General features: G+C 38.6%; 11 protein-coding genes and 2 pseudogenes. 5 read left to right on the top strand and 8 right to left on the bottom strand.

Going from position 1 to position 15,162, the window contains the following annotated elements; genetic code table 11:
* Positions 1 to 131: 131 nt before the first annotated feature.
* The 3 genes from pncA to mutY form a co-directional block, all read right to left on the bottom strand.
* Positions 132 to 770, bottom strand: coding sequence for a bifunctional nicotinamidase/pyrazinamidase (gene pncA, locus ACEYX7_RS08755; RefSeq protein WP_374804929.1), 639 nt, complete (start codon positions 768 to 770; stop codon positions 132 to 134).
* A gap of 258 nt (positions 771 to 1,028) precedes the next feature.
* Entirely contained in the window at positions 1,029 to 1,277 is a 249-nt protein-coding gene (locus ACEYX7_RS08750) for a hypothetical protein (protein WP_374804930.1), read from the bottom strand.
* 14 nt (positions 1,278 to 1,291) lie between these two features.
* Entirely contained in the window at positions 1,292 to 2,386 is a 1,095-nt protein-coding gene (gene mutY / locus ACEYX7_RS08745; protein WP_374804931.1) for an A/G-specific adenine glycosylase, read from the bottom strand.
* Positions 2,387 to 2,499: 113 nt separating this feature from the next.
* On the opposite strand from mutY, the gene ACEYX7_RS08740 reads away from it, so the two are divergent.
* The 4 genes and pseudogenes from ACEYX7_RS08740 (at position 2,500) to ACEYX7_RS08730 (ending at position 7,393) form a co-directional block, all read left to right on the top strand.
* Positions 2,500 to 3,168, top strand: coding sequence for a YqiA/YcfP family alpha/beta fold hydrolase (locus ACEYX7_RS08740; RefSeq protein ID WP_374804932.1), 669 nt, complete (start codon positions 2,500 to 2,502; stop codon positions 3,166 to 3,168).
* Between the two features lie 148 nt (positions 3,169 to 3,316).
* Positions 3,317 to 4,681 carry a S6 family peptidase gene (locus ACEYX7_RS10965; RefSeq protein WP_465246302.1) on the top strand — a complete coding sequence of 455 codons (1,365 nt, stop codon included), beginning with the start codon at positions 3,317 to 3,319 and terminating at the stop codon, positions 4,679 to 4,681.
* Between the two features lie 195 nt (positions 4,682 to 4,876).
* A pseudogene (locus ACEYX7_RS10960) lies at positions 4,877 to 5,845 on the top strand (IgA-specific serine endopeptidase autotransporter); the annotation flags it as partial.
* 51 nt (positions 5,846 to 5,896) lie between these two features.
* Complete coding sequence (locus ACEYX7_RS08730; protein ID WP_374804937.1) at positions 5,897 to 7,393, top strand: autotransporter outer membrane beta-barrel domain-containing protein; 1,497 nt, start codon at positions 5,897 to 5,899, stop codon at positions 7,391 to 7,393.
* Between the two features lie 87 nt (positions 7,394 to 7,480).
* Here the strand turns inward: ACEYX7_RS08730 and ACEYX7_RS08725 are convergent, their stop codons facing one another.
* Positions 7,481 to 9,448, bottom strand: a complete 1,968-nt coding sequence (locus ACEYX7_RS08725) for a BCCT family transporter (protein ID WP_374900444.1) — start codon at positions 9,446 to 9,448, stop codon at positions 7,481 to 7,483.
* A gap of 395 nt (positions 9,449 to 9,843) precedes the next feature.
* Complete coding sequence (locus ACEYX7_RS08720) at positions 9,844 to 10,479, bottom strand: MBL fold metallo-hydrolase (RefSeq protein WP_374804934.1); 636 nt, start codon at positions 10,477 to 10,479, stop codon at positions 9,844 to 9,846.
* Between the two features lie 223 nt (positions 10,480 to 10,702).
* On the opposite strand from ACEYX7_RS08720, the pseudogene ACEYX7_RS08715 reads away from it, so the two are divergent.
* Positions 10,703 to 11,647 (top strand): annotated as a pseudogene (locus ACEYX7_RS08715) (DegV family protein).
* Between the two features lie 70 nt (positions 11,648 to 11,717).
* Here the strand turns inward: ACEYX7_RS08715 and hemH are convergent.
* From hemH to murI, 3 genes are all read right to left on the bottom strand, one after another.
* On the bottom strand, positions 11,718 to 12,701 hold the full coding sequence (hemH, locus tag ACEYX7_RS08710; RefSeq protein ID WP_374804938.1) for a ferrochelatase: 984 nt from the start codon (positions 12,699 to 12,701) through the stop codon (positions 11,718 to 11,720).
* Between the two features lie 273 nt (positions 12,702 to 12,974).
* On the bottom strand, positions 12,975 to 13,991 hold the full coding sequence (locus tag ACEYX7_RS08705; RefSeq protein WP_374804935.1) for a DUF4062 domain-containing protein: 1,017 nt from the start codon (positions 13,989 to 13,991) through the stop codon (positions 12,975 to 12,977).
* Positions 13,992 to 14,107: 116 nt separating this feature from the next.
* Entirely contained in the window at positions 14,108 to 14,980 is an 873-nt protein-coding gene (murI, locus tag ACEYX7_RS08700; protein ID WP_374804936.1) for a glutamate racemase, read from the bottom strand.
* Between the last annotated feature and the right edge of the window lie 182 nt (positions 14,981 to 15,162).

Raw genomic sequence — 15,162 nt, 5'->3', positions numbered from 1 at the left:
ATTGGGCATCAGTAAGTGTTAGTCTATTCATATAATCAGAATAACTGATTTTCTTTGTATGTCAACACACCCTAAATGAATGAAAAAAATTATCATATTTAAATGGCGAAATGTCAAGCTATTGAATTGTTTTAATCCAAAATCTGCCAACTATCGATTTTTTGCACACCAACCGCCAACATATCTTGCCACGCTTGAGCCAATGAACCATTTAAATCAATAGCACGACAGGCATCATCGATGACAACCGTTTCAAAGCCAAAATGGCGTGCGTCCATCGCTGACCATGCCACACAAAAATCCGTTGCCAAACCCACAAAAAACACACGTTGGATTTGATGTTCTTTGAGATAACCTGCTAAGCCTGTAGCGGTTTTACGGTCTGCTTCCAAAAATGCCGAATAACTGTCAATGTTTGGGCGATAACCTTTGCGAATAATCAATTGTGCCGAGTCTTGCTGTAAATCATGATGTAATTCAGCACCATGCGTACCTTGTACACAGTGCGTAGGCCATAACACTTGCGTACCATAATCTAGCTCAATGGTATCAAAAGGCTGTTTATTGTCTTGATTTTCGGCAAAAGAGCAGTGCTGGGCAGGATGCCAGTCTTGCGTTAATACCACATGTTGAAAGTGCGGTAATAATTGATTAATGGTAGGGATGATTTGGTTGCCTTGCTGTACCGCTAATGCACCATCTGGGCAAAAATCGTACTGTACATCCACAACGATTAACGCATCATTGGCGTGAATGGGGAAATTTGCCATGACTATCTACCTTATTTGCCTGAAATAGATGATGATTGTAAAATTTTTCTGCCCATTTCACCAGTCAATTTTACTTTTTATCAGGTTTACAAGATTTACCAATAAATAGAATAAAATTTCCCGATAAAAATTGAGAAAAAAAGCTTGCTTTATCTCAAAAATCCGTTATCATTGCACACAAGTTAAGCAAATCGCTTAGCCACGATATTTATCGGTTTATGGGCTTATCCACCCTCGGATAAGCCTTTTTTTATGTCTTTATTTTATCAAAAACGGTTGCCAGTCATCATTTTGAGTATCCCAAAAATATAATTCTGCATCTTGTAAATCTTGGAATTTTAAGCAAAAATCTTTACCTACTTTATCGCTATAACCTGTACTGATCAGCAATGCTTCTTCGCTGATTTCCATAATCCAACCCTGATAGCTTGTACCATTAGCCAAGATAATTCGTTGTTGATTGCCTGCCTCGGCAAAATCAATCCACTGCTCAACGCTTAAAGTCATGTTTTTTCTCCAATTTAATCAATGTTTAAGTCAAAATGTTGCATGATTTTTTTCATCGCAGTCGGTACAGCTAATTCTGCCAGTTGCGATGAGCTAAAAGTCTGTAATGCCAAATCAGCAAATTGACCCTCTGCCAAAATCGCTTGATATTGCTGACGATTGATGACAATACGATGTACATTCAATTGCCAAGTAAAATGGGTAAAATGATGTGCCAATTGCCAATGTTCTTGTACTTGCAATTGATATTTTGCCATAAACTCATCAAAATCTGCTTGCTCTTCAATCATTGGCAAACTATACAAACCACCCCATAAACCTTGTGAATCACGTTGATACCACAGCGTATTATTTTCATTATCGAGCTGTAATAATAAAACATGAGCGGTTTTGGTCGGTACGGCTTTTTTGATTTTTTTAGTCGGATAATCCAACACATTGCCTTGTAAAAAAGCCTGGCAATGCTGTTGCATTGGGCAGTACAAACACAATGGTTTTTTTGGTGTGCAAATGGTCGCCCCTAAATCCATAATCGCTTGCGTATAGTCGGCATGTTGCTGTTGCGGTGTAAGATATTCTGCCAATTGCCAAAGCTGTTGTTCAACGTCACGTTTACTCAAATCTTGGCTAATCGCAAAATAGCGTGCCAAAACGCGTTTGACATTACCATCCATAATCACGCCGAACTTGCCCAAACCCAGTGACATCAACGCCCCAGCGGTCGAACGCCCAATGCCTGATAAGGCTTGCCAAGCTGTCAAATCATTCGGAAAATCGCCTTGCTCGACCACCTGTTTTGCAGCTTTATGCAAATTTCTAGCCCGTGCATAATAGCCCAAACCTGCCCAATATGGTGCAACCTCGTCCCATTCTGCCTGTGCCAAATCTTGTACGGTAGGAAAACGTGCAACAAAACGTGGAAAATAATTTAGCACAGTTTTGACTTGAGTTTGTTGCAACATGATTTCCGAGACCCAAACTTGATAGGGATCGTCTTTGACTTGCCAAGGCAAATCATGGCGTCCATGTTCGGCATACCACGTCAATAGATTGCTAGTAAAATACGATGCAGATGCGGGATAAGGTGGGCATAATGCCGAATCACTCAAGGCACAATCTCAAAACAATTAATAAAGACCAATTATAGCATTAATCAGATAAAAAATATGCTATAGTAATCGCTCAAATATTTATAAATAAATCAATTTCATTGGAGAAATATATGAAACAAATCATCTATTTGCATGGTTTAAACAGCAATCAAAATGCCCACAAAGCACAACTGTTACGTGAATATTGTCAAGTAAATCATACTGACATTGAAGTCTTAAGCCCAAATCTCAATTTTTCACCACCACAAGTCATGGCGAATGTGGCAAAAATGATTGAACATAATCAACAACATGGCATTGCGACGGCGATTGTGGGAAGTTCATTGGGTGGATTTTATGCGACCTATCTACATCACCAATTTGATTTAAATACGGTATTACTTAATCCAAGTCTATATCCACATCAGAGTTTACAGCGATTTTTTGATGGGAATATGGATGACTTTAATCAGTTAAATGATAATACTGTGATTTATATCACTAAAGATAATTGGTCTATCACTAAATATGATATATTGTGGTTTATGCATAATCAACCAAAATATAATAAAAAGCATTTAAATATATCAGATAATCCAATAGATTTATTAGAAATTCATAATCTAAAAATATATTTAAAACAGGGCGATGAAGTTTTGGATTATCGTAAAGCTCTCAGCTATTTTGAAGCACAGCAAGTCATTGAAAAAAATATTGTTGTTGAAGCTGGTGGTGATCATGTGATGAGTGATTTTAGTCAAAAATTGACAGAAATTGTCAGTTTCTGCTTTTTTAATTAAACTATTTAAAAAACCGTATGACAGCATTGATTTAATCATTGCTGTTTTTATTTTATTTAGCTTAAAAAAGATTAAATAAGCGTAGAATAGTTAGGCTATATATATGATAATATGATCGTACTCTAGTTGATAATTTTCGAGTTTATTTATGCCACGCTCTACTTTATTTAAATACTCTTTGTTATTCATTGCGGTAAGTTATGGTTTGATGTCACAAGCCAATGCATCGATCGTGCGTGGTGATGTGGATTATCAATTATTTCGCGATTTTGCTGAAAATAAGGGACAATTTACTGTAGGTGCGAGCAATATTGCCATCAATGATATTCATGGCAATCCTGTTGGCGTCATGATGAAAGATACACCAATGCCTGATTTTGGTGCGGTGAATACTGATGGCGTAAGCACTTTGATGCATCCGCAATATGTGTTAAGTGTGGCACATAATGGTGGTTATACTGGGGTCAGATATGGTGGTAGCAGTAAAAATACAGATTTAAATCAATATGAATACAAGATGGTGGATAATAATAATGTCATCGACACCAGCGATCAGCCTGTACTTAACCCAGATTATCATACTGCACGCTTGCATAAATTGGTCACCGAAGTTGCCCCAGCACCAACAGTACACGAAGGTTTAGATCCAAAAACTTATGCTGATAATACTTCACGCTACACCATGTATGCCCGAGCAGGTGCAGGTTTACAACGTGTTGAAACCTTAAATGGTAAACCTGTAGTGCAATCGGGTGGCAATCGTAATGATGAAAATGACCATCGTACTTTGACCACTGTGGCAGGCGGTTATGCCTTTTTGATTGGTGACGTGACACCAAACATGCGAAATAATGGCGGTTATGGCACATTATTTAGTCAAGGTATTGATGTACAAAACAGTAACTATGGTCCTTTGGTGAGTTCACCACAGACTGGTGATAGTGGCTCGGGGGTATGGGTCTATGATAGTCAAGATAAAATGTGGCGTCTGGCAGGCACGATTATCACGGTATATAGTCGTGATGCAGCCGATCGAGGGGCATTTTATCTGATTTCTCGAGATGAGTTTAACCAACAAAAACGCAATGAAGATATTGGTTTAAATCTTAATAATACCGTTGCTGGGCAACAGTTTGATTGGTCGAATACCACAGCAGGACATAGCAATATTACCAATCAAAACAGTGAGGCGGTTAATTTAGATGTTTTTAATGGCACAGAGCTGATTAAGGGCGTTAAAGTCGATAGAAAGGGCAATACAGTCTATGATGACAAAGGCAATATTGTTTATACCGATCAGATTAAACCACAGCTTAACTATGGTAAAGATGCTTATTTTTCAGGTGAAAAAGGCACTATAAACCTGACTGAAAATATCAATCAAGGTGCAGGGACATTGTATTTTGATACTGATTTTACGGTAAAGAGCAATCAAGCCAATACCACTTGGCAAGGTGCAGGGATATCGATTGCGGACGGTAAAATGGTGGATTGGCAAGTGCATAATCCATAAGGCGATCGCTTGTCCAAAATTGGCACAGGGACTTTGCACGTCAATGCTGTAGGTAAAAACCTTGGTGATATCAGCGTGGGCGATGGCACAGTGATTTTAGATCAACAAGCCGATAGCACGGGTCAAAAACAAGCTTTTAACACCTTAGGTATTGTTAGCGGTCGTCCAACCGTGGTGCTGAATAGTGCCGACCAAATGAATCTTGATAATATTTACTTTGGCTATCGTGGTGGTCGCTTGGATGTCAATGGTAATGACATTAGCTTGCATCGTATCCAAAATGTCGATGATGGGGCGAGAGTTGTTAATCACAATATGGATAAAACTGCTCAAGTCACTTTGTTAGGTAGTAAAGCTTTTACCGAATCAGATATTAAGTGGGGTAAATGGGAAGTTGCAGGCGGTGACTTATACGAGTATATCAATACGCATGCAAACGGTCGAAAAGATTATTTTGTACTGACAGGTTGGGCTGGTGCGTACTATCCAACCAATCAAACATCAAATAATGATTGGAAATATGTAGGCAGTGGTGAAGAAGGTCGTCTTACGGCAATTCAATCGATCATAAATAGTAAAAATACTGCAGGTTTAATCACAGGCTATAATGGTCACTTTGGTGAAAGCGATACAACAAAAAATAATGGTCGCTTAGATGTGATATATGCCCCTGAAATTGCCAATTCGACTTTATTGCTTACGGGCGGTGCAAATCTGAATGGTGATTTAAGTGTAGAAAAATCAGGTAACTTGATGCTATCAGGTCGTCCAGCAACACATGCTTATGATCATTTAGCCAAGTAAGAAGTGATTAAAAATGATGATTGGTGGAATCGTGACTCTACCGCACAGCGTTTTGTGGTCAAAGATGATGCCAAGCTTTCTGTCGGGCGTAATGTTAATAGCCTAAACGGTGCAATCTCTGCTCAAAATCATGCACAAGTGCAATTGGGTTATGTGAAAAATACCTCACCAGTCTGTATTCGTTCTGATTATACAGGGCAAGTGCAATGCACTACACCACAAGATTATGATGAAAAAACCTTAAATACCATCGTGCGTACACAGGTCAATAGCCCAAGTATTCAATTGCAAGATAATGCAGTATTGAGTGTGGGTAAGGCAGATGTGCATGTCGGGAATTTAACAGCAGGCAACAACACAACGATTAACTTAAATTCAGAAGCACGGTTAAGCACCACCCATTCAGCACAAGTGGGCAATTTAAATCTTGCTCATGGCTCACAAATTGATATAAATAGCGTGGAACAAGCCAAAGCTGGTCAGCATAATCAATTTACAGTCAATGGCAATTTATCTGGTCAAGGACTGTTTAATTACACCACTAATGTGGCAAAAGATATTGGCGACCAAGTGATTGTCAATGGCAGTGCAGTAGGTGAGTTTAAACTCAATGTACAAGATGTGGGTACATCACCAGATAAGCACAATAATAATCTCACTTTATTCACGGTAAATGGCAATACTGCTGAACAATTTGATGCTTTAAAAGTCGATTTGGCAAACCCAGAACAAACCGTGGATTTGGGGACATATCGTTATGGCTTGGTCAAAGATAATACACAATATCGACTATTTAGCTTAAATGCATCACAAGAAGTATTACAGGAAATTGCGGATAAATTAGCCGCAGAAGAAGCCGAAAAAGCACGACTTGCAGCGATTGCGGCAGAAGAAGTTGAGAAAGCAAGACTTGCAGCTGAACAGGCTGAACAAGCCCAAAAAGATGCGGAAGCTGAACAAGCTCGTCTTGCTAGAGAACGTGCAGCCGTACTTGCAGAACAAGAGCGTTTGGCAAAACTCACACAAGCAGATGTCATCAGTCAACGCAGTAATGCTGCATTGTCTGAACTCAGCTCACAAGCCGATACCTTAGCCAATATTCAACGCGGTATTGTCAGTCAGTTTAATAGTGATGATGCCAAAGGCATTTGGCTGAGCGTCAATCGTAGTGACACACAGCATCATTCAGATCTATACCGTCCGTATGATAAACTTGAAACCTTGAGCCAATTAGGTTTAAGTCATCAAATTGACAATAGCCATGGTCAATTGACTACTTCATTGATATATTCTCGTGCTGAAAGTCGGCAAAAAATGGACGGCGGTATCAGTAATCAAAATACCACCGATGCGGTATCTGGCTACATAAAACAGCAGTTTAATCAAGGCAGTTATGTGGTCGCGGATGCGAGTTATGGTTTGAGTAAATCAGAATTGCTATCAGCAGGACAGAGTATTCCACTAAAACGTAACATGGCGAGTTTTGGTTTAAGTGTTGGACATAAAGTTACAACACCATTGCTAGATGTGAAAGCATCGCTCGGTATCCGTGATGATTATTTGGGTGCGGTGGATTATGACTTGAGTGATGCAAAAATCAATATCGCAGACAAACATTTGCCAAACTATCGTGTCGGTATCAATTTGGAAAAAGCCATTAACACTGCTAATGGTGTAAAAATTACCCCATCTGTGGGTGCTGAACACGTTGCCTATTTTGCAGATAAAACCATTGTAAATGTAAATGGTGATAGTTTAGAACAACGTTTCTCAGACCATCAAACTTATAGTGCAGGTGTTGAAGTTGAACATAATCGTTTTGCTTTAGAACTTAAAGGTTCACAGCGTATTGGTGAAGAAAGCACAAAGCAAAATGCGGTAGGTTTGAAGCTAAAATATCTTTGGTGATCTGATTTTCAAGTCAGACTAAAGTCATATCAAAAAAGGCAATCATCAAGATTGCCTTTTTGTGTTGCTTTTTGGGTAAACTAAAAATTAGCGTAATACATTTAAGAAATAAAGATGACGTTCGTATTGGTCAATAATGTCTTGCAAGATATCATTTTCAGTCCAGCTCATCACATCATAATTTTGTCCACCCTCACGTAAAGATACCTCTGCTTGATAGTATTCTTTGATATTTGGATGCTGTTCACGCATAAAACTTGGTGGTGTAGTTTCACGAGAAACCACTTGATAAATAAAGTTGATTTCATTGGCATGATCGACACGCAATTTGATACCGTCTTCGACTTCTAATAAGCTGACATTCAAATTACGCTTTTTCAATTCTTCCATCATGGCTTGCATCGCAGGCTTGACTGTACTTACAATATAATCATCGACCTGCTGTTTACTATGCGGATAGTGCATGACTAAGCCTAGACGTTGTTGCCATGTACGTGGATTGTTGATGGCATAAGGCGTGGTGCGTGCTTGTTGCAAGGCATTGGCTTTGAGTACATCGACACGTAACGCTTTAATCAAACCATAGCAAATAAACAGCATAATCACAGTAAATGGTAAAGCACTAATCATGGTCGCAGTTTGCAAGGCTGATAGACCGCCAGCGAGCAGCAAAATAATCGCCAAGCTTGCCATCAACACCACCCAAAACAGACGCTGCCAAGTCGGTGAATTTTCAGATTTTGCGGTCAAATAATCGGTGACCAATGCACCCGAATCAGCAGAAGTAACAAAGAACAAAATCACCAATACCGTTGCAAAAACTTTACTTACCATATCGAACGGTAAGCCATTTAAAAATTCAAATAATGCGACGGATGAATCTTGTTGCACCGCAGTAAGCAGTGTGGCATGCCCCTTATGTAAGATACTATGCAGACCGGCATTGCCCATAAAGCCCATCCAAATGATGGTAAAGCCTGTTGGAATCAAGGTCACACCCACGATAAACTCACGAATGGTACGCCCACGAGAAACGCGTGCGATAAACATGCCCACAAATGGTGACCAAGAAATCCACCATGCCCAATACAGAATCGTCCAACCACCGATCCAACCATTTGGTTGATAAGCGTATAAATTAAAGGTCATTTCAAAAATACTAGACACGTAATTACCTAGATTTTGTAATGTGGTTTGTAATAAATAAACCGTTGGACCAGCCAAAAATATAAAAGCCAATAGGCTGAGTGCCAAGACCAGATTTAGTTCTGCCAAACGCTTAATGCCTTTATCCACACCAAGAATGACCGATAGACCTGCCATGATACTGACGCCAACCACCAAAGCGATTTGCATGGTTGAGCTTTGTTCGATACCAAATAAATAATTTAAACCCGAATTGATTTGCGTCACACCAAAGCCTAGTGTGGTTGCGACACCAAATACTGTACCAATGGTGGCAAAGGCATCGACACCATCGCCAATGGGACCATAGAACTTTTTACCAATCATTGGATATAGTGCAGAGCGGATTTTTAGCGGTAAATTATGTCGATAGGTAAAATAAGCCAATGCCAAACCTACTACCGCATAAATCCCCCAAGCATGTAATCCCCAATGAAAAAAGGTGATTTTCATGGCATTTTTGGCATCATCAATCGTTTGACCATCGCCAACAGGTGGGCTGACATAGTGCATGATGGGTTCTGCAACACCAAAAAACATTAAGCCAATTCCCATTCCTGCGGTAAATAACAAAGCGAACCAGGACTTATTGCTATAATCGGGTTGGCTGTGATCTGGTCCGAGCTTAATCCGCCCAGCGTCAGAGCAAGCTAAAAAAGTTAGAATACCTAAGAAAATTGCTACAGCAAGTACGTAGAACCAACTAAAAGATGTGGTAATCCAACTATTTAGCTCTTTGGTCATTAATTCAAATGTATTCGGGGCAATCAATACCACTGCCAAAAATAGGGCGATAACTGCCACAGAACCATAAAATACATTTGGATTAATATTACTACGAGAAGATGGACTGGATGATTTTTCGTCCATTGCTAAACTCCTTATATTCAATCATTTCAATCTCTAAAATGACGGATCGCCACAGCAAAAATTTTAATTAAAAGTCAAATCATATCAATTGATTAACAACAGAAACACTTTAATCAATCAGGCTTAAAATAATAAAATTTGCCCAGCAATCTATCATATAAAAAAAAGCCAAAAAGCTGTAATAACGCAACGCATCTCAACAAAAAATTATGCCAATTTAGGCAAGATATGACACAAAATCGGCTAATTGTTTGTTATGTTTCATTTTTTTATTTTAACGTAAAAAACATGAAATTATGTATAAATTGTGTTCATTGTTAAATTATTGAAATTTATAGCTATTTTTATAACAACCAAAGCCTAACCAAGACTTTGGTGATTATAAATGATTGCGTTTAGGCTTTTAAAAAAGGATTAAAACGCTTTTCTTGTCCAATCGTGGTGGGATTACCATGACCAGAAATACATTGTGTATTGTCTGGTAAGCTAAATAATTGCTCACGAATTGCATTCAGCAAAGTATCCAAATCACCTGTCGGCAAATCAGTACGCCCAATCGAACCTTGGAAAATGGTATCACCCACCCAAGCGGTATTGACCTTGGCACAATAAAAAATCACATGCCCAGCCGAATGCCCTGGGACATGACGCACTTCAAAGTCATATTCACCTAGGCTTAAACTATCGCCATGATTAAGCCATTGCGTGACAGTCACAGGCTTAGCAATTGGAAAACCATATTTTTTACACACATCTGCCAAACCATCAATCCAAAACGCATCGCCTTTGTGTGGTCCGATCACAGGTACAGCATAGCTTTCGACCATATCCCCCACCGCACTGATATGATCAATATGACCATGAGTGAGCCAAATGGCTTTGACATTGACGCCAAGCTGGCTGACTGCCTGACGAATTTTGTCCGCATCACCGCCTGCATCAATGATAACTGCATCTTTACTGGCATCATCCCAAATGATGCTACAATTTTGAACAAAAGGGCTAACTGGAACGATTTGGCACTGTAGCATAATTAATATCAATTCAAACAATCTAAAGGGCTTTTATCATATCGTATTGTTTTAAAAGAAGCCATAATGTGCGATATTGAAAAAATAATCTGAGCTTGATTAGGTTAATTATTATACCAAAGTATAATATTGTTAAATTCACTTACATTAATTGCTATTTCAAATTATAAATACGTAAAGTCCATTTAAATCATTTAGTTATGATAATTATTCTACATAAGAAATGATAGTATATGACATTTCGCAAAATTGTAAAAAAAAGTCTCAAAATGCTAACATTCTGCGACTTATATATTTGATTTATGATAATTTTTCGAGATTTTGTATGAAAAGAATGATTGTGAGTACGTCTACATCCTGCTTGGATTATTTAGACAAGCCAGCCAATGTGGTTACTCTACCGATGAATATTTACATTGATGGCAAACATTATTTGGATGGCAAAGACATCACAATTGATGAGTTGTCAGATAGGATTATCAGACAAGATATTCAACCAACAACTGCTGCACCAGACGAGGGGCAACTGATTGAATTCTTCTATGGCTTAATCGACAAAGGCGTTGAAGAAGTCTTGATCATGACCATCTCAGAGCATTTGAGTTTAACTTTACAGCACATTCGAGACATTCAAGCAGTGTTTGGGCAACGCTTAATCATTCATGTGTTCAATACGCGTAGCGTATCTCATGGTGAAGCGGTGTTGGTGAATGAGGCTGCAAAGATGCTTGCTTAGGATCGTGAAATTCATGAAATTATGATGCGATTGAATCAGATGCGTGACAAAATGATCATGTATGTCACGGTAGACAATCTAAAAGCCATGATACGCACAAAACGATTGTTTGCACCAGCAGGTTTCTTTGCCAATATTTTTGGTATTAAACCTATTGTACATGTCGATCGAGAAGGTCAAGTGCATGCCTGTGAAAAAGTGCGTGGTTTTGAACGTAGTTTATATCGTTTGATTGAACTGATTCACGAGCAAACGCGTAATCGAGCAGGTAAACTTCATGTTATGTATAACCGCTGTAATCCATACATTTCGGATATACAAAAGACCTTAGCAAGCTTTGGTTATCGTGATGTAGAGAATGTACCGATTGCCAGTGTGTCCGTCGCAAATATCGGTGTCTATGCAGTGGGTGTAATATTTGTAGAAGAATAATCCTTGTTCTACATCAAAAAAGCGTGCTGTATCATCAGCACGCTTTTTTACGTTTTGACTTTTGTTATGATTAGTGAGCAAAGGTTTGGCTTGCTGCATCAAGCTGTGCTTTTAGCAATGCAACAAATAAATCAATATGTTCTGCATCTTGATTCAGTGCAGGAATATAATGATAACTTTCACCGCCTTTTTCTAAGAAATGTTCTTTGTTTTCAATGGCTAGCTCTTCCAAAGTCTCCAAACAATCTGCAGAAAAAGCAGGACTAAGCACCTGAATGGATTTGACTTTTCCTGAAGTTGCCCATTCATCTAGCAAAGTATCGGTATAAGGTTTAACCCATTCTTGTGCACCAAAACGTGATTGAAAACTGACTTGCCATTGTTCAGGCGTCAATTTTAGGTATTCTGCAACAGCTTTTGCTGTGGCATGACAACGCTCAGGATAAGGATCACCTTTGTCTGCAAAAGGTTGTGGAATACCATGAAAAGACATCAGTAATTTGTCAGGCACACCATGCTTGGCATGAAAGTGTTGTACGCTACTTGCTAATGCTTTGATAAATAATGGATGCTGATAATAATCACGAATCATATTGATCGCAGGCAAATTACGTTGTTTTAGTGTCCATTTGCTGATAGCATCAAACAATGGTGCTGTGGATGTTGCAGAATACTGCGGAAATAAAGGCAATAAGATGATTTGATCAACAGGCTGTTCACTGAGCTGTTTTAAAACATCATGAATACTTGGTTTACTATAAGTCATTGCTGGATAAAAGGTAATATCCAAATCAGGATACAAGCCTTGAATTTTTTGTTCTGTCAGTTTCACTTGTTGTAAAAGAATCGCACGTATTGGAGAATCATTTTCTCCCCAAATACTGGCATAGGCTTCAGCAACACGTTTTGGGCGAAATGGTAGAATGAATAGACGTAAGATGATTTGCCAAATTGGCTTAGGTATCTCAACTACACGTTGGTCAGATAAAAATGCTTTTAAAAAAGCACGTACGCCACTTGGAGTAGGACTATCTGGTGTACCAAGATTTGCCATAATTACCGCAACTTTCGCTTTATTCACAACAATCACTCCACAAATGAGTATTAGTATATTGATTTTAATCGAGCGAATTAGTTTAGCATAAAAGGTATCATGTATTTTTATAGATTTTCCAAATCAAAAATATGGGTAGAACGAATGACAACAGATTGGATTGTGCCGAATAGATATGAATACCAAAGAATTCATATTTATTTGTATATGGAAAAATATAGCACGCGACGTTTAAATAAAGAGAAATGAAGATTTTTAGTCGAATTAATCAAATCAATTGCCTAAAATCTTATGCCCTTCTGCGGTCAGTTGCCAGTTAATACGCATTGAGCTGTCCATATCGTGCTGTGGCACAATCCAGTTATTCCATTTCATTTGCAGCTTAATTTGTTGCAAGGCACGAGAGTCAATCTGCGTCCGTGATACAGCGTGTGCACGTGGTAGCGTTCTTTGAGCATCATTGAGTGCAGTGCTTTCTAGAAAATGATTTAACACACGCTGAAAGTTAATCTCTGAGGTCGCTTCTTTAAAATGTGGTGCAAGAACTTGTAGGATTTGCAGCCACGTCATGTGTCGTTGCAATTGCAAATCTTGTAAATTACCATCTTGAAAAGCTTGTGTGCGATAAGAAACAGTGAAACGTTCACCCTTAGGCGTGTTCTGATTATCTACTTTATCTGCTGGTGGCGTTGATGTACTGGCTGTACGTTCACGGCTATGATTTTGCTGTTCCAGTTGAGCAATTTTTTGACGCAAACGTTGGATTTCATTATGCAATACGTCATTTGGTTGTGCACGTACCCAACCTGTTGCAGGGGATCCTTTGAGTGCTTTTGTAATCAATGGGCGAGATTGGTTCGCCAAATCTAATTGACTGGTAAACAGATGTACGTAGTGACTTTCATTTTTAAGTTGGTCGCGAAAGGTTTGGAATTTTTTGATTAATTCTGGATTATTTTCACGCTCTGCTGGATCTCTTTTCTCTGGATAAGCATCAACAAAGCTAATAATGGTCTTTTGCTTATTGAGTGCGTATAAGAAGTCCAATTGCATATAGCTGATGCCAGATGCAGACAAGTCACCATATTTCCCGCCAAGCAAAAAGATGATGTAATCACAATCATCAATTTGACGGCGTGCCAAAGCTGTGTTCAAAGAAGTACGACGTTCTTTAAACTCCCATGGCAGGATGCCTGATTGGATCAGTGTGTTTTCAAGTTTCAAACGTTCTGATCGTAAATCTTCGTGGCAAGCTGTTGAAATATATATGAAATAGCGTTTTTCGCTCATCAATTAGCCCTAGCAAATTTACTTTAATGCACAATAGATAATGTATTGTGATTAAAGAGACCTAAAGTACAATAACCTAATCACTTCAAATAATGCACAAATACGTTAAATTGATTTTACGTGTACAGATTTTCAATCTTAGCAAAATCGCAACGATTGATAAATTGCCAATCTGTAATATTCTTCACAAAGTTATGAATGTTCTGCCGCATTATATCGCTATTATCTCCACTAAACACACAGATTATCTTATCTTTAGTATTAGATGGAGCATTATTTTGTAGATTGAACTGTGCCAAAACTCGTCCGCATTGACGGGATACCGCCTGTCCCGAATCAATCAACACAAGATTTGGAAATATATTGTTCAATATCGGCTTTAAAAAAGGATAATGTGAACAGCCCAATACAAGATGATCAGCACCTGCATCTATTGCAGGCTGTAGAATCTGCTGTAACAATTGTGCAGTGATAGGATCGCCGATCTGTCCACGCTCAATAATCGGTACCAAATCAGCACAAGTAATCGGCAATACAGTAACACCAGCAGGTTGAGCGAAATCAGCAATGACTTGACGAATCAGTTTGCCACGGAAAGTCGCTGGTGTAGCAAGTACAGCAATAGTTTTGCTTTGTGAGTGAATGACTGCAGGTTTGACCGCAGGCACTAGACCAATGATTGGAAAAAGATCACCATAATGTTGGCGTAAAGGTTCTAAACTGAATGCAGAGGCTGTATTACATGCGACGATTGCTAATTTACATCCTTTTTCATATAGCCATGCCAAAGCTTGTGCGGTTAAGTCTCTGATTTCTTGGTCTGTTTTATTTCCATAAGGTACGTTTTTGCTGTCTGCATAGTACAGGATTCGCTCTTGTGGCAAATGTTGCATTACCTCTAATGCGATAGATAATCCTCCAATGCCTGAGTCAAAAATTCCAATGGGTGCATCTGTTTTAGTATGAGAATTAAGTTGTAGTGCTGACATGTTGTAAATGCTAAGCAGTAATAAGATATAAATGTGACTTTAACATATATTTATATGCTAAGTCACTAGCATAATTGAGCATTCAAATCTAAAAAGTATCTTGATTTATAGGGTGTGTTGACATACAAAGAAAATCAGTTATTCTGATTATATGAATAGACTAACACTTACTGATGCCCAAT

It is taken from the genome of Hubeiibacter jixunmingi (assembly GCF_041928215.1).
Classification (GTDB): domain Bacteria; phylum Pseudomonadota; class Gammaproteobacteria; order Pseudomonadales; family Moraxellaceae; genus Acinetobacter.
This window is presented reverse-complemented; position numbering and strand designations above follow the sequence as displayed.